General features: G+C 35.6%; 16 protein-coding genes and 1 tRNA gene. 1 reads left to right on the forward strand and 16 read right to left on the reverse strand.

Annotated elements, in window-relative coordinates; genetic code table 11:
* Positions 1-197: 197 nt before the first annotated feature.
* From Q0K80_RS00525 to Q0K80_RS00535, 3 genes are read right to left on the reverse strand one after another with little or no spacing between them, the layout of a single operon-like run.
* The gene (locus Q0K80_RS00525; RefSeq protein WP_294601724.1) at positions 198-806 is read right to left on the reverse strand and encodes a hypothetical protein; all 609 of its coding nucleotides are present in this window, start codon (positions 804-806) and stop codon (positions 198-200) included.
* 17 nt (positions 807-823) lie between these two features.
* Positions 824-1879 carry an AAA family ATPase gene (locus tag Q0K80_RS00530; RefSeq protein ID WP_294601726.1) on the reverse strand — a complete coding sequence of 352 codons (1056 nt, stop codon included), beginning with the start codon at positions 1877-1879 and terminating at the stop codon, positions 824-826.
* Between the two features lies 1 nt (position 1880).
* Positions 1881-2195, reverse strand: a complete 315-nt coding sequence (locus Q0K80_RS00535; RefSeq protein WP_220220430.1) for a hypothetical protein — start codon at positions 2193-2195, stop codon at positions 1881-1883.
* A 152-nt stretch (positions 2196-2347) separates the two neighbouring features.
* Here Q0K80_RS00535 and Q0K80_RS00540 point away from each other — a divergent pair, with 152 nt between their 5' ends.
* The gene (locus tag Q0K80_RS00540) at positions 2348-3397 is read left to right on the forward strand and encodes a hypothetical protein (protein ID WP_294601727.1); all 1050 of its coding nucleotides are present in this window, start codon (positions 2348-2350) and stop codon (positions 3395-3397) included.
* Positions 3398-3460: 63 nt separating this feature from the next.
* Here the strand turns inward: Q0K80_RS00540 and Q0K80_RS00545 are convergent, their stop codons facing one another.
* The 13 genes from Q0K80_RS00545 to Q0K80_RS00605 all read right to left on the reverse strand — a co-directional run bounded on the left by Q0K80_RS00545 (position 3461) and on the right by Q0K80_RS00605 (position 15299).
* Complete coding sequence (locus Q0K80_RS00545) at positions 3461-3970, reverse strand: hypothetical protein (RefSeq protein WP_294601729.1); 510 nt, start codon at positions 3968-3970, stop codon at positions 3461-3463.
* Positions 3971-4086: 116 nt separating this feature from the next.
* A complete protein-coding gene (locus Q0K80_RS00550) occupies positions 4087-4308 on the reverse strand; it encodes a hypothetical protein (protein ID WP_294601731.1) in 222 nt (73 codons plus the stop codon).
* 78 nt (positions 4309-4386) lie between these two features.
* Positions 4387-4575 carry a hypothetical protein gene (locus tag Q0K80_RS00555; RefSeq protein ID WP_294601733.1) on the reverse strand — a complete coding sequence of 63 codons (189 nt, stop codon included), beginning with the start codon at positions 4573-4575 and terminating at the stop codon, positions 4387-4389.
* A 581-nt stretch (positions 4576-5156) separates the two neighbouring features.
* Positions 5157-5229: transfer RNA gene (locus Q0K80_RS00560), tRNA-Thr, on the reverse strand.
* Between the two features lie 62 nt (positions 5230-5291).
* Positions 5292-5630: a heavy metal-binding domain-containing protein gene (locus Q0K80_RS00565; RefSeq protein ID WP_294601735.1), complete on the reverse strand. Its 339-nt coding sequence runs from the start codon at positions 5628-5630 to the stop codon at positions 5292-5294.
* Between the two features lie 82 nt (positions 5631-5712).
* On the reverse strand, positions 5713-6108 hold the full coding sequence (locus tag Q0K80_RS00570) for an NUDIX domain-containing protein (RefSeq protein ID WP_294601737.1): 396 nt from the start codon (positions 6106-6108) through the stop codon (positions 5713-5715).
* 110 nt (positions 6109-6218) lie between these two features.
* Positions 6219-7484, reverse strand: a complete 1266-nt coding sequence (gene tyrS / locus Q0K80_RS00575) for a tyrosine--tRNA ligase (protein WP_294601739.1) — start codon at positions 7482-7484, stop codon at positions 6219-6221.
* 271 nt (positions 7485-7755) lie between these two features.
* Complete coding sequence (locus tag Q0K80_RS00580; RefSeq protein ID WP_294601741.1) at positions 7756-10728, reverse strand: LTA synthase family protein; 2973 nt, start codon at positions 10726-10728, stop codon at positions 7756-7758.
* A 21-nt stretch (positions 10729-10749) separates the two neighbouring features.
* Positions 10750-11382, reverse strand: a complete 633-nt coding sequence (locus Q0K80_RS00585; RefSeq protein ID WP_294601743.1) for a glycerol-3-phosphate acyltransferase — start codon at positions 11380-11382, stop codon at positions 10750-10752.
* Positions 11382-12506 (reverse strand): LCP family protein, encoded by a 1125-nt coding sequence (locus Q0K80_RS00590; protein WP_294601745.1) that lies wholly within the window; start codon positions 12504-12506, stop codon positions 11382-11384. Before Q0K80_RS00590 ends, Q0K80_RS00585 begins: the two co-directional genes overlap by 1 nt.
* Positions 12507-12609: 103 nt before the next feature.
* On the reverse strand, positions 12610-13176 hold the full coding sequence (locus Q0K80_RS00595; protein WP_294601747.1) for an aldose epimerase: 567 nt from the start codon (positions 13174-13176) through the stop codon (positions 12610-12612).
* A gap of 262 nt (positions 13177-13438) precedes the next feature.
* Entirely contained in the window at positions 13439-13726 is a 288-nt protein-coding gene (locus tag Q0K80_RS00600; RefSeq protein ID WP_294601749.1) for a type II toxin-antitoxin system HicB family antitoxin, read from the reverse strand.
* A gap of 136 nt (positions 13727-13862) precedes the next feature.
* Complete coding sequence (locus Q0K80_RS00605; RefSeq protein WP_294601751.1) at positions 13863-15299, reverse strand: MFS transporter; 1437 nt, start codon at positions 15297-15299, stop codon at positions 13863-13865.
* Positions 15300-15589: the final 290 nt, after the last annotated feature.

Here is a 15589-nt window from a genome sequence, read left to right on the forward strand (position 1 = left end):
TCATTCACGTCACCTCCTTTCTATTGTCTGCACAGTTGCACACTTCGTGACATTTTAATAACGAGCCCGTTAAATGTCACGACTGATACGGGATCTATGCCTGTTACACAATTAAGGGCCTATTAACTCTTTCATGCCTATTGTGGCGCTTTGCTGCACCTTTGCTTGACGCAAAAGCAGCAGCGCCACATTGGCAGTTAATAGCGAGTTGCTTCTATCCTGTAGAAATTGCCAATTCTTTCGGCTGGTGAGAAAGTGAAATTCGGATTGTCTTGCCTGATCTTGTTTTCAATCGTTGGTAATTTTTGATCGAAAATCACTTGAGAATCTGATGAGACCGGCATTAGTAACCACACTGTTAGTGCATCAGTACAGACATCTACATACCAGCCTTTAACGGCTTCATCGAAAGCACGATCACTCGGGTCATTGACCTTTTTATTTTTCATAGTATCGCTTTCTTTAACTTGAATATATTTTGCTGGAATCTTAGCAAAATTACGTAAATCAAATGTCTGAAACCAACTTGTCCAATAATTGCGAAAGTTATTACTATGCTGATATATCATAGTCATTACCAGTATTACTAGCCACCCAATTGTTATAAAGAGCATCAGTCCAACTAGAACGGGCTTTAACATTTTTAAAATTACGCTCAATAATCTAAATAAAAATGAATGTTTAAGCCATCGGCAAAGATATGGTATAGCAATGATTAATAGCACTGAAGCTAATTCTGCCAAACTCATAAACGGTAGGTAGTAACTAGCCTTTAGGCCAACAGTGGGGTAATTTTTATTATTCATAAAATTTTTCCTTTCTATTAATAAGTAGGAGCCAGGAATGGCAGCACATTGTCGAAATGTTGATCATCAATAATCTGGATGATGCCAACACCAGGACCCTGGGGAATCACGATGCCACTAGGGTCAAGATCTGGGAACAAAAATTGCACATTCTTGGTCGTAATATGACCTAGTTCGATCAATACGTTCATCTGATCGCGAATAGCTGTTGGCATAACTGTATGGTCAAAGCGCTGCGATACAAGTATCAGGTGGACACTAGTTGCCCGCCCGAGTAGTGAAATTTGACTTAATAATGATAAGAACGCGTCCTTAACATTTCTGTTAACGCCTATGGTCAGAGCCGCCAACTCATCGATGACGATACTCAGTGATCGAAACCGTTCATTTACATTCTGGAAAAGCGCCTGTTGACGTTGGTAGATAGTAGTCAGAGCCGATTCTAAAGCGTCATTAACTGCCGAAACGAAGTCCGACTTTGATGAATTGGAGCTTGGCGTAATTGCTTTCTCAGTGTGGTCACGAGCCCAACGTGCTGGCATATCGAACTTCGGATCGATTATAACTATCTGAGAAATCTGCCTTAATGCAGAAAGAAAATAGGTCAGCAACATTGATTTCCCGCTACCTGTTGAGCCAGCTATGGCAATACTAGTAACTTTTCCATAATCGACATAATAATCCTGCATTAAAGGAATCAACATTTTTTCCCGATAATCTTTACGAGAATTGAAAAAATTATCAAGATCATCAATGTTAAGCCTAGTTGGTGTGCCTTTAAACCAGGGATAAAATAGGCCACGCTCAACGGAGAAGATATGATTACCTAATGGCACGAAATAGATGCTAGACTGTTTCAACACTGTGTACTCAGGGTAGACAGCCGCGGCTGCAATCTCATAAATACGTTGGTAGAGGCTTTCATTAAGAATAAAACCGGCAGGAAACCTCGGCACAAATATGAAGCCGTTAGGCTTGACTTCAATTTCAAAGCTATTATTATAGCTGGTTTCGTTGCTACCAGCATCTAGCGCCATGTCGATGCACCTGGTTAGATATTGTTTCATGTCCATATTATTTTATCTCCTTAATTGCTTGAGCCCGGAAGTACACGTTATTCCTGACTTCACATGCCTCAAGGTTGTCAAAACTTACTTTTGATAAGTAGGATGGCAGTTTTACTTTACTTTCGAATTTGACTGCAAAAGGTTCTAGTCCCTTTTGACTGAACCATGCGCGATAACCGGTAATTTCTTCGGTCGGTTCGTTATTTTGCCATTTATGTTGCGGTTCAAGTTCTACACTAAGATTGTGGACTGGTTGACTTTGATTGATATAAGCGGCTGCTATATCAGCGGAATAGCCGCCTTTTCTTAATTTAGTTCTCATGATAGAGATCCTTTCTGGGCATGGGCCCTTAAAAAATTTTATGAAGTTCTATTCACCAAACTTCATAATTTCATTGTAAAATTAGATAAGAACCTACGATCGCACACTTTAATTTTTTTAAAGTACTAAAAATTATAAAGAGGAGAATGATCATGACTAAATCCAAACAATGCATCATCGATTGTCCAAATGAACTGCCTAGGTTCATTAGTAACTACATAAAAAGTAATAGCCTTTCACAAAACGACCTAGACGAGCAAATTAATAAAGAAATTCAAAAAATTACTGGCGATAAAAACTTAACTTTAATTTCAATCCCAAAAGATTATTTAACTCCTTCAAAACCAAAGCTCAGTGCTAATTCAGCAATCAAAAAATGGTACAAAAAAAATCCGACGACTCGTCTGGCGGATTATAGAATTCGATTAGCCCTTTCAAGGATTCTGGGCATCACTTATTTAGAAACATTTTTTATCACTCATCAGCAAATACTAGATTACACTATGGAAGTCGTTTATAGACTAGCATTACTATTTTCACGGGTTGCTATTAGATCCACAGAAATCCCTTTGTTACTAAATAGATATAATATAGCTGCTTACTTAGCTGGCGATAAAGAAGACAAAAATTACTGGAATCTAAATGAATTAATTCAACAACTAACAATTACATATGAAGATGCTCAGGAATACTCCATTCTTAATGAAAAACGAAATAAGGGAGACAAAAGTATCGGTATTTCTTTTTCAGAACAACCAAAAACTTTTTTACTGTTTTCGTTGGAGAATATGTATGTTATTGACGAAAAATCAACAAAAGTGCCTCATGAAGCTTATGAAATGCTAATGACAATATCTTCAGAACTGAATTCACTACTACTTTTATTCCAAGCAATGATTTTAAAAAGTAAAAATGATACTTCATCATCTTTCAATTCAGACTTTATTTGGAATTATTTCAAAATCAAATTAATAGTCACTAACAAGAATGAGGCTTTAACTGTTTGCACAGTTGCAATAGACTTAATTATTCAATGGCTAAAAGAACTAGATAACCATTATATTAAATTGTTAGAAAAACTTAGAATTATGCCCGAACTGCATCTTTCGACTATGCTAAAAAACAATTTATTTCGAACGATACGCTTCATCTTTAACAATCTTTGTCTTAGAAATAACATTACTAAATCTAGGCATGTGTGATTCCTTTCATAATACTGAATAATACGACTTATTGAATTATGAATTATCTTCCGTTACTGATAATTAAAGGTCTAACTTTTTATCTTCTGGCTTAAACTTATGAGTCTTAGTAATCGTACCTAACCAATTGTAAGTAACCGTAGCTGGCTCGAATTGGTCTAAATCTTCGGTCTTGATGTAGCTGACTACTAATTCCCTGGATGGGTCATAGTTGTACAATGGGGAGTAATCTTCGTAAGTGCTAGTACCATCAACTCTGAAAGTAATTGGTGTTTTACCAATCCAGAACCCTTGGTTCTTACCAGTATTTTGACCATCTTCATCCAAAGTTACCGTAAAAGTACCATAATCGTGGTTACTATAAATAATATTTTCTTTAGTAAAAATACCATCAGCAACACCAGAACCGTAATCATCCGTATAACGTTTCATACCATTCCAAGCATTGGCTAATGATCCTATATAGTCATGAACAACCTTATGGTTCTTTTTGAACTTATAAGCATATGGTACTTGACAATATGCTGCTGGAATAAGAAACTTTTCTTTACCATCACCTTCTTTATTATTCATAATGAAATAACCAGTACCATTTATATTTTTAGTACCAATACATGGCTGATAGTCATCTTTACCACGATCAGTTTTTGCGCCTGTTAATTTATATGACTTAAAGTAGTAAGCAGCTTCTACATTATTACCAGGAACAAAGCCAGTATACCATTTCCTTGTTTTAATATAATAGTACCAGGCTGTTTGGATAACTTCTGTAATTTGTTATAATCTTTCGTAGTGGCAACCGGTAAAGCATTAGCCTTTACAGTGTTATTTGTATAAGCTAAAGTACCAATACTAGTAGATAATAAGGTCCCAATAATAATTGCTTTCGTTAATCTTTTCTTGTTTCTCATGATAAAAACTTCTTTCTATAAATTAATTTATAATTTGAACTAACTATTTGTTCCTAATTAACTAAATAGCCAGTTTTTTTATTTTGCTACTTTAGTAAATTGATTAAAGCCACCATGATATGAAAGAATCAATTTTTTCCCACTCATTTGTAAATAATTATCGTCACGAAATGGACCATGGCCTTTTAATACTGGTTGGCCATTTTGTTTAGCAACCAATTTAATTGTATGTTTTTTTCTATATATAGGGTGCTGGAATATAGCCAATAAAATGCCATCTAACTTTTTTAGCAGTTACCTTCATTTTCATTGCGGGAACAGCCATATTCTTCTTAATATGTTTTGTTTCGAACGCGTAGATTGGTTTTGATTTCCAAGTTCCACGCATTTTTTTGGAATTGTGATACTTGAAGCTTGTACCTGATTAGTAATATTATTTTTGCTATGAGTATGCGTAGCAAATAAACCAAATAATAAAATTGTAAAAGCTATACTAATTGTACTTATTACTACCTTTTTTTATTCTATTATTACTCATTTGATTCATTTCAAATTTACTTCCTTCTATTTTCAAGTAATTCTCTTATAATTCAGTATACTATTAGAAATTCTAATTTTAAAACAATAATACAATATCAGTTTTGTGCACACTTTTGCACACGTAAAAGTGGCTAATAAGGTTGATATACCAGCTTTTATTTCTATCCAAAAGTTTTTTCCCAGCACACGCAAATTTGCGTGTGCATTTCTGTGTGCATAATTATTTTTAATTAACTGAAATTAGTATAATTCATTCTGTATAAATCCTTGATTTATTAAGGTTAATTAATATCAATGAACTATATTTAAGCCACTTCCCAGATTTGAACTGAGGACCTCCTCCTTACCACGGCGGTGCTCTACCTTCTGAGCTAAAGTGGCGAATTAAATTCAACAAAAAAGTATTCACTTTCATAAAGCGAATACTTCAAATAATACTATATCTATTCGTTGTCTGCAATAAATCTCACAGCGGTGCCATAAGCAACCACTGACTGCATGTCGCCACTGATTGAACCAGAATCAAAGCGCATCATCACAATTGCATCTGCTCCCTTATCCTCTGCAGCTTGACGCAGTCTATCTAAGGCTTGATTGCGAGAATCTTCCAGCATCTTGGTATAACTGCGAATTTCGCCACCAACTACGGATTTTAATCCAGCACCAAAATTTTTAACAAAATTTTTGGACTGGGTAGTCAGACCAAAGACTTCTCCGATAATTTCGTATTTTTTACCAGGTATATTTTCTGTGGTTGTTATTAAAATCTCTCTTTGTGCCATTTTGGCCCTCCTATCGGTATCATTAACATAATATATTACTAAATAAATAGTATGAAATCCTAAAACTTTTTTGTCAAATTAGTCAAATCAGATTTATTATTTTACCAGCAACTTCAGGGGGCATTAACTTAGTCTTAGTTAGCTCTTTAACAGCTACCCAACTAGGCTGGTATACATTTAAATTATTTGAACGCTCTTTTTCTTCTCCACTAATTTCTGGCGTAGCTATAAAGGGCATTTCAGCGTAGAAGAAATGTTCATTTTCTTGATTTTTGTATTCAAATAGATAGGTCAAGTCAGCTGGTTTTAGCTGAACATTCAGTTCCTCATCAATTTCTCTAATTGCGGTTTCAACTGGAGTTTCATTCCCTTTAGCTCCACCTCCTGGAATTACCCAGTAGTCCCGACCATTTTTTAATCTATGAATTAATAAAATCGCATCATTATCAGAATTATAAAGTATTACACGTGCGCGCATATCAAACACTCCCGCAGAAAAAATAATATGGTGTTATTATACTCTTTTGCCAACCAAAAATTGTTTTTAACAAAAAATCTGTTGCTTCAAATGCAACAGATCTTTCTTAACTAGTCTTCAATTGTTACCAAAGTATATTTTCTTTTACCTTTTCTAATAATAACGTATTTACCGTCAAAGGCTTTAGCAGGATCGACTTCAAAGTCAACTGATTGCTCGCGCTCACCATTAACATAAATTGCTCCGTTAACAACATCTTCTCGTGCCTGACGCTTAGAAGGTTCAATCTTAGTATCAACTAAGAAATCTACGATATTTTGGCTTTGAGAAGGTGCTAAGGCTGCAGGAGCACTCTTAAGTCCCTGCTCAATCTGTTTAACCGACAAATCTTTAATATCGCCGGAAAACAGAGCGTCTGTGATCATCTCTGCCTCTTTTAATCCTGCTTCGCCGTGAACAAATTTGGTTACTTCCCTTGCAAGTGTCTTTTGTGCTGTCCTCTTCCATGGTTCAGTCTTTACTTGTTCAGCCAGATCATCAATTTCTTCATGACTTAGGAATGTAAAGTACTTCAAATACTTAACCACATCACGATCATCCTGATTAATCCAGAACTGGTAAAATTCGTAAGGGCTGGTTTTTTCAGGATCAAGCCAAACAGCTCCACCTGCTGATTTACCAAACTTGGTGCCATCAGCTTTTAGCATTAACGGAATTGTTAAACCGAATGCCTGTCTGTCTGATCCCATTAACTTGTGAATTAAATCAATGCCAGCTGTAATATTACCCCACTGATCGCTACCACCAATTTGCATTTGAACACCATAATTTTTATTTAACTGGTAAAAATCAATGGCTTGTAAAATTTGGTAGGAAAATTCAGTAAAGGAAATACCATTTTCCAAGCGACTGGCAACTACATCTTTATTAATCATGTTATTAACTTGGAAGTGCTTGCCATATTCACGCAAAAATTCAATTAAGCTTAATTTATCAAGCCATTCAGCGTTATTAACAATTTGAAAATTGTCGGTGCCAAACAGCTTTTCCATTTGTTTAGTCAGAGCCACTTCGTTTTCATGCAATTTTTCTGCACTAAGAAGAACCCTCTCTGATTTACGCCCAGAAGGATCGCCAATTGTTCCCGTACCACCACCTATAACAATCACAGGATGATAACCAGCCAATTGAAATCTTTTTAATATCATGAAAGGAATAAGATGCCCGATATGTAATGAATCACCCGTGGGATCAGTACCACAATAAAGAGCTAAATCATCGTGTTCTTGCAAATATTTAGTCAGTCCAGCTTCATCAGTTTGCTGGTTAATCGCTCCGCGCCACTTTAAATCTTCTAAAATATCAAAGTTTGCCATCTTTTTTCCTCCAATAAAAAAATCCCCAGATTCGTTTTTGAATCTAGGGACGACTAATTACTTTTTCAGCCGTGGTACCACCCACGTTTACACTTAAATTACAAGTGCCTTAACTATGGTCTTTACGGGAACCACCCAACTAGTATTTCGCTACTCTTGACCTGTCTAGCTCACACTAACCGCTAGTTCTCTGAACGCTGAATCAAGGTGCTACTTAAAATTATTATAAATGATAATACTCATTTTTTCTTAATAAGTCAATATAATTTTATTACTTATAGAAGCCTTTAACCTTTAAGCAATATGCTTTGCCAGCTGTCATATCATATTGAATAGCTTCATAGTCAGCTAAAATTTCTTGTTGCTTTTTAGTGAGATATTTTGGATCAATTACTTGTCCTTGACGGCCAATTAATTCGAAGCCTTTATCTCCTTTAAAGTTAATCGTAATTGCCGGCAGTTTCTTATGAACTTCAGTTAGCAGTGCTTGGTACGGAGTAACTTTCGAATCAGTCTGTTCTAGCATCATAGCAATAAAATCACTTGAGCTGACAAAATTATTAGCCCTACGCGGCAATCTAGTCTTTGCGCCATGTTGGCGAGCATACTTGTTTGAGTAAATAAAGTAGCGCGTTGAATGCATTTGTACCGGATACTTAGCAGTATAACTTTGAGAAATAATACTTGGATAGTGATCTCCATAAAAGACCAAAGTAATAGGCTTTTGAATTTTATCAATCTGCTTGATAAATTGCTTAACTGCCTTATCAGTATATTGTGTACCCTTGACATAGGTAGCCATTTGATCACGCACTGCTGGAGACTTGAACAACTCTCCTGAAATCTTACCCATGTATTCGTTGTTAGGATACCAGTTATTGTATGGCATATGGTTTTGAATTGAAATCAAGTTGATAAACTGACCGCCGTTACGTGAATTGATTTCTTTCAGTCCGTTTGCATAGGTAGTAAAGTCAGAGTTATAACCACTCTTTCCTAATTTCTTTTGGTCAATAACTTTATATTTTGAACCGACATAGATAAACTTATCAAACTTAAATCTATGGTAGTCTTCCTGGCGTGAGTAATACGTACCGATAAATGGGTGGACCGCAGATTTATAATCAAAGTTCATCCCTATTGTTGGGTAGAAATCATAATTTGGCACAATCTGAACGTAAGGGGTCAAAGTAGACTTGAACATACCCATGTTCAAACCGGTTAAAGTTTCCCATTCCATGTTGGCAGTACCACCACCATAACCAGCACTCAACATATTACCGTAAGTCGAACGTGATTTCATCGACTGGATAAATTTAACTGGATTTGGAACATCACGGTCGAACCTAATAGTAGGGAAAGTACTTGGATCAACAAAACTTTCGCTCAGATTAAAGACAATTGTTTGATTCTTCAAGTCATTTTTACGTTTCTTATTAATTCTGGCAGCAACCTTCTCATACTTGGTATTTAGTTGCTTAATGCTTGTTTCTGAATAACCTTCAGGTTGATCCATAATTTGCAAGTCAATGTAATTCAAGAAATTAAGCACTGGACCATTAACCTGAATATCTCGCTCTGGATTACGGAATCTTTGCCTGTTATCAAAGCCACGATTAATATGATAGATTACGCCACCATCATGGTTAAAACGTAGTGGTGTAACAAATAGTAGCAGACTTAAGAGTGCCCAAATACCACGCCTTTTCCATGATCCGCGCTTTTTAATTGGCCACTTTAATTCCAAGAATATGTCTAGCGCAATTATCACAACTAATGCAATTAAAATTACAATGACAGTTGTTTTACCAATCATTGGAATCAAAGTTCTCCAATTAACTATCTCACTTAATTCAGTGGGATAGATTGGTTCACCACGAAGTAAAAGCTTAATCTTATTGGCAATAGCCCAGCCGATAGCTATCAGACTTACCAGAATATTTGAAGTCCAGTAACGCGTTGTTACGAAATAAAATACAGAGAATAATGCATCTAGAAAAATGGTAGTCAGAATCATGGCAAAAAACTTAGTGCCAAGAAGATAAACTATCGCATTAATCGTTGAAGCTGTACTAATCTGAATTCGTAAGTTATCAGATTCAATTAGGAAAGAACCAAAACTTAAAATGTAGAACCAGGCCCAGGTAAGTAAATTAACCCTGTTTTTAATAACAAACCTGGTAAATACTGCCCAAACCTTTTCACAAACTTTGGCCAGATTAGGTTCATGATCTAAGTAATTGATGATCTTGGCAAATGGATTTATTTGAAATAAATAGCGCTCAAGCAATTGATACCAGAAAACCACAATTATTGTCATCACTATCAGCAAAATCAGCTTGTCAATAATGGATGATCCTGTAAAGCTAAAAGCTCTCATAAATCTGGGTGAAATAGGTGCATCCATGATCATGATTACTGGAATAAAGTAGCGCATCTGCTTTTTATTAAAAGTTAAGATTAACTTCTTAAACAATAAAAAGACGGCTACCACCAATAAAAACATAAATGGTGACGTAGGATTATTTAAGAATTCCCTATTCCAGTCGCCGCCACCATTACCGGAAATTATCTGAGACCAGTAAACAGCATCAAAGCCGGAAACGCCAATTACTACAATGAAGAAGGACAAAAAGCCACTGATTAAAGATAACGTCAGCAACTTATTATTGATGGGAACATTGGCTAGAAACATGCCCCAAGCAAAGAAAAGCACTAAGTACAAGCCATAAAGCGAGTATTGAAAAGATAAATTACCAGCACTTAAAGCAAAACCTAGTAAAGTCAGCAAACTTAGTACTAAGAGATTTTGCTTAACAGTTAATTTATGCAAAAAGTCATATAGGTGTGGCTGAATTAGCAAACAGAAAACCAGTCCGGAAAACAAAACTGAAGTACTGGTAATGATGGGAAACAGCATTCCCCAAACGCGCCACATATTAAAACGGGTTGGAACTATAAAGAAAAAGAAAATGTAGTAAACGATTAAAGTGACACTGGCTAACAGCCAATATTTAAAGCTTTCACTAACACTTTGCTTTTTCTTACTGTAAACAGCACCGAATACCATAGGCACTATCATTAAAGTCGCGTTGTGCAACATGTTAGGCATAAAATGAATAAATGAAAAGTGTGCTCTGGCAGCAAATCCTTTCAAATTAAACATTTGCACTAGCATAAACAGAGTTGCCACCAGTAGGAAAATTATCTGAATAGCTTTTAAAGATTTCTTATTTTTATTCATATTCCTAAGTTATATTCCTCACTAAAAATGATGCTGTTGACTATCATGTCTTATACCCAATTTTTTCTTAATTGAGTATAAAACATCAACCTTTTTTCCGTTGCCAGTAAAAAAGTCACGTAGGTCATATCTAAATTTGAAAGCCATGACCAGAGTCATTATTAATAATACGATTCCCGCTTCTCTAACTTTAAAAAGTTCATACAAACTGAACAATATTATAAAAATTATCGGCGGAATCGTCAAATTTTGTAATAGTATCAGTAGTATTAAAGCAACTAGAAGTGTCACCGCAGCAGCAGGAGTATCATACAGCGCCGCTACAATCACGGCTACCGTTACGCCTTTTCCCCCGTCAAAATCGTTCCAAAAGGGAAAGCAGTGCCCCAGCTCCAAGCCTAAGCCCGCATACAAAAGAGCAATATTGTCTGAGAAAAGATAGTGTACGATAAGAAGACAGATGAGAGTTTTTAACAAGTCACCAATACAAGTTAATATACCCCATTTTTTCCCAAACACTGCTCCAACATTTGCCGTTCCTGGATTGCCTGAGCCCACCTTTGTGGGATCTTCGTGTAAAGCAAAGCGGCAAATTAAAACCGCAGACAGCAAGCAGCCAAATCCATATCCGATAGTGATTGACCACAAACGCATTACCAATTGTCGCCTTCTTCCTGGTAACTTTGATCTTGATAATCCTCGTAAATATGATAGTCTTGATTTTCAGGATTTTTAAAATCAAACCCTTGAATTTTGTTACGTTTATTTTGGTAGGTTTCGTTATTGTCTACTGGTACAATAGACAAGCCTAATTCCGTTCGTAAATAATCTGATACTCTCTGCAATTCCTTAGTTGATTGCACTTGATAAGACGCACCGTTAATTGTCGCATTGTGTCCGTGAAGATAATCATTTTTGACGTTCTTAGTAGAATCACGGTAGTTAAACGCAATTTGACGCAGCGCATCAAAGGGTAAATTAGTTTTAATGTTGTTAGAAATTGCAGACAATACTGAATCTAACCTGGCTAAAGTATTGATTGACACTGACTTCTTTATAATAGTAGTTATCACTTGACGTTGGCGTTTTTGACGACCATAATCACCTTCCGGATCATCATAACGCATACGTGAGTAAGCCAGAGCTCCGCCGCCACCCATGTGTGTCAACTGGTTTTTCTTAAAAATATAACCACCATATTCAAAACTCAAAGTAGGTTTGATATTAATGCCACCGATATAACGAATTAGCCGCATAATACCTTTCATATTTACCAAAACATAATATTTGATTGGCACATTAACTAACTTGGACACACTTGCCATGGACATGGCTGCTCCGCCGACAGGATAAGCAGCATTAATTTTTTTAACTTGAAATTTTTCTGCTCCTATCATTTGGGCCATTGTGTCTCTTGGTACCGACATCAGTGAATAACGCTTTTTCTGAGGATTAATGACAGCAATAATTATAGTATCAGTATTACCTATTTTTTCTTTACGATCAAGTGCTCCCGTATCAGTGCCCATTAGCAATACAGCAAATTTTTTTTTGCCATCAAACTCGCCATTTTTGATCTGCACACTGTTTTGATCATCGTAGGCATTATCTACTGCATCTTTCGTGCGCAAATAAATATATGCGGAATATACACCAACTGCCACAGTTAACAGGATTGCAATGCTTAACACCCAAGCTAAAATCCGCTTTCTTCTGTGGTAGTCCTTTGCGTGTAATTCGACCCGACTCTTATGCGGGTGATTCTCGTTGTGATCCATAACTTTTTACTTACCTAAAATCTAGTTACAATGAGTATATTATAGCAAAAAAACAAACCGACGACGGTTTGTCAATTTTATCTTATTAAAAACATTAATTTGTTTAACTCAATGTTAAGGTCAATTTGAATTCTTCATCACTATCACTGGCAAGACTGTACTGATCTATACTGGCTTTAACTTGTTCGTAATCAGTCGTTAACCCAAAATCAGCAGAGGCTAAAGTCAAAGTAGTACCGTCCCTACTCAGCTCAAGTTCATTTGCATTGGTAGTGATTGACCATCCTGTAAAAACAGGCATTAAGAATTTTAACAAAAATGGCAAATCTTTATGCGAATTATTTTTCAAATAAAACTTGATATCAATTCTATTTCCCTCCAAGGCATATGTAAGAATTGCCTCAAAATGGTAAGGAAATTTTTTATAGCTTGAGTTGTCGTCAATTAACGCTAAGCTTACTCTGGAATCTCCTTTATCTACAACTGTCCATGGCAGGATTTCAGCCAGGTTTTCCCCTTGACCTGCTCCCTTTAAAATAATCTCTAATTGTTTTTGCGCATCTTCATCTTTAAAATAATCAGTCTGATTATTTTGGGCAATAAAGTTAACTAACTTAGCACCTTTTTCAGAGATAGAAATTCGCAAAACAGAACTTTCAATTGTTTGCATAATTTACTCCCACACTTTTTTTCTTCCTCAAAAATAGCACTCAAATAATGTTATTGTCAATTTGCATCGAATATCTAAAATACTTTTATATAATTTAATTAGGGACTTATTTGCAAGCACTTTTTAGTAAAACAAGCTAAAAGTATTAGCAAAATTTAGTTAGATATATTATAATAGACTTGTTCCCGAGAATTAAAAGAAAGTTTTTGGAACAAGTTAATAAAAAGAGCATCCCAAGAAATTGGGGTGCTTTTTTTGTAAATCAAATTTCATAATTAATACGATCGCGCGACGCCTCAGTTAAATCTGCAGAAACCGGTGCAACAAAGGAACCATCATCTGGCAACTTAATATCACTAGTTTTGCTAGCCTTCGGCAATACCGCTTTGTTGTATAAACGACTCGCAAGTGTATCAGCTGCCATTTTCATTGCTTCACGCAGACCCTGCCCTTCGGTTATTCCCCCTTTAACATCAGGGAAACTAATTACATATATATCATTTTCCAGTGGCTTAAAAATGGCTGGATACGTCACAACTTTATGGTTCATCCTAAACCTCCTCGTTTTGCACTTTCCCATTATAATAATATACCCAAATAAGTAAAAAGAAGAAATAATTATTAAAAAATTATTTTTTAAAGCAAAAAAGTGTTGAAAATTTTTATTTTCAGCACTTATTTACAGCTTATAATTTATTATTTTTAAATAGTCTCCAGCCGCTTAAGATAACAGTAACTAAACAAATTATCATTGAAATAATGAAAACTACATGCATACCATAAATAAAAATTTCAGGATGCTTCGGTAAATATGCGGTAACTCTGGCTCCTTTTGCTTTGCTCATTGCCGCAAATAATACAGTAGTTGCACTGGAAATACCAATAACCATACCAAGATTACGGGATAAAGAGTTAATACTGCCAGCAACACCTAAATCTTTTTGTTCAACGGAACCCATGACAAGTGAATTATTAGGAGAACTAAAAATGCCACTTCCCAATCCCATTAAAGCGATGCTGATAATGAACAACCAAATTGGTGAATTTAAGTTGCATAATGTGTAACCCACCTGACTGATTAACAGTAAAACCAAACCAATAAATGTGATTAGTTTAGGACCAATCTTGTCAGAAAGAGATCCTGCAACCGGAGCAGCAAACAGCTGAACTACAGGCAAAATCATTAATATGTAGCCAGTTAGACTCGGAGACAGGTGCCGCGCATTTTCCAAGTAAAAAGGTGTGACCACATTGAAGAAAAAGTTGGTAATAAAAATTAATAATGCACAAAGCAGACTAACTGAAAAATCCGGATTTTTAAACAACTTGAATTGCAGCAGTGGATTGGCAGCATGATTTTCAACATAAACAAACCAAATAAAGCTTAAAAGACCAATTATTAGCATTAATAAAACTGGTAAAGAACTGAAACCTAACTGTTGGCCTAAAAAAATGCCGCCAAATAGAGTAATCATGCCTAAAGCAAAGCTGAATGAGCCCATTTTATCTAAAGGAGCTTTGGTAAAAGTAATGTCTTTGGGTAAAAATTTGGCGCCAATTAATGCAGCAATGATTCCCACTGGCACATTAAGCCAAAAAATATAAGACCAGGACAGGTGACTTAATATTAATCCACCTAAACCAGGACCAGCAATTGAACCCAGAGCAACAAAGGAACCGATAGTTCCTAACGCTTTTCCTCTTTCTGTAGTGGGAAAAATTTCAGTAATAATACCATTATTAGTAGCCATGGTCATAGCGGCACCAAATGCTTGCAAGGCCCTGGCGCCTAGCAAAAACAATAGATTGATTCTAAAACCTGATAAAAGTGACCCGGCAATAAAAAAGATTGCGCCTAAGCGAAAAATTTTAATTTTGCCCAAGATATCACTTAACTTTCCAAAAAACAAAATAAAGCTGCAGACTACAATTAAGTAGAGCGAAACTACCCATTCGGACTGGCTCATTGGAATCTGCAAATCTTTACTGATTACTGGCAAAGCAATATTAACAATTGTGCCATCTAAAGTTGACATAAACGTAAAAAGTCCCACGGCAACCAGAATCCACCAGCGATTCTGTTGTACCTTTTGATTAGTTTGATAGCTTATTCTTTGTGTCATTTTTACAAATATCTCCGTTTCAAAATTAGTTAGGTACCTTAATAGATTGAATTATACTCCTTTTTTTCTCTCTGCCAAGTAATAAAAACTACTAGCAATAATTTTTGCAAAACTTATTAGATAAAAAGAGCTGGCGCTAAGATAAATGAATTGGGTCAGTTATCCTAAAAAGCTTTATTTTGCCACCAAAATTGGCGGACAATTAATCTTCTTTTTGGTAAAGAGACATAGATGTATTAAAATTAAACTAATAGCAAAACAAAAGAGGTATGAATCATGAGGATTAAAAA

It is taken from the genome of uncultured Lactobacillus sp., from assembly GCF_945290125.1.
Taxonomy (GTDB): domain Bacteria; phylum Bacillota; class Bacilli; order Lactobacillales; family Lactobacillaceae; genus Lactobacillus; species Lactobacillus rizhaonensis.

What these genes read in the sequence shown, in the direction of transcription:
- Q0K80_RS00525 (WP_294601724.1), bottom strand. Translation starts at nt 806, where the DNA reads ATGAATAATAAAAATTACCCCACTGTTGGCCTAAAGGCTAGTTACTAC.
- Q0K80_RS00530 (WP_294601726.1), bottom strand. Translation starts at nt 1,879, where the DNA reads ATGGACATGAAACAATATCTAACCAGGTGCATCGACATGGCGCTAGAT.
- Q0K80_RS00535 (WP_220220430.1), bottom strand. Translation starts at nt 2,195, where the DNA reads ATGAGAACTAAATTAAGAAAAGGCGGCTATTCCGCTGATATAGCAGCC.
- Q0K80_RS00540 (WP_294601727.1), top strand. Translation starts at nt 2,348, where the DNA reads ATGACTAAATCCAAACAATGCATCATCGATTGTCCAAATGAACTGCCT.
- Q0K80_RS00545 (WP_294601729.1), bottom strand. Translation starts at nt 3,970, where the DNA reads ATGAATAATAAAGAAGGTGATGGTAAAGAAAAGTTTCTTATTCCAGCA.
- Q0K80_RS00550 (WP_294601731.1), bottom strand. Translation starts at nt 4,308, where the DNA reads ATGAGAAACAAGAAAAGATTAACGAAAGCAATTATTATTGGGACCTTA.
- Q0K80_RS00565 (WP_294601735.1), bottom strand. Translation starts at nt 5,630, where the DNA reads ATGGCACAAAGAGAGATTTTAATAACAACCACAGAAAATATACCTGGT.
- Q0K80_RS00570 (WP_294601737.1), bottom strand. Translation starts at nt 6,108, where the DNA reads ATGCGCGCACGTGTAATACTTTATAATTCTGATAATGATGCGATTTTA.
- tyrS (WP_294601739.1), bottom strand. Translation starts at nt 7,484, where the DNA reads ATGGCAAACTTTGATATTTTAGAAGATTTAAAGTGGCGCGGAGCGATT.
- Q0K80_RS00580 (WP_294601741.1), bottom strand. Translation starts at nt 10,728, where the DNA reads ATGAATAAAAATAAGAAATCTTTAAAAGCTATTCAGATAATTTTCCTA.
- Q0K80_RS00585 (WP_294601743.1), bottom strand. Translation starts at nt 11,382, where the DNA reads ATGCGTTTGTGGTCAATCACTATCGGATATGGATTTGGCTGCTTGCTG.
- Q0K80_RS00590 (WP_294601745.1), bottom strand. Translation starts at nt 12,506, where the DNA reads ATGGATCACAACGAGAATCACCCGCATAAGAGTCGGGTCGAATTACAC.
- Q0K80_RS00595 (WP_294601747.1), bottom strand. Translation starts at nt 13,176, where the DNA reads ATGCAAACAATTGAAAGTTCTGTTTTGCGAATTTCTATCTCTGAAAAA.
- Q0K80_RS00600 (WP_294601749.1), bottom strand. Translation starts at nt 13,726, where the DNA reads ATGAACCATAAAGTTGTGACGTATCCAGCCATTTTTAAGCCACTGGAA.
- Q0K80_RS00605 (WP_294601751.1), bottom strand. Translation starts at nt 15,299, where the DNA reads ATGACACAAAGAATAAGCTATCAAACTAATCAAAAGGTACAACAGAAT.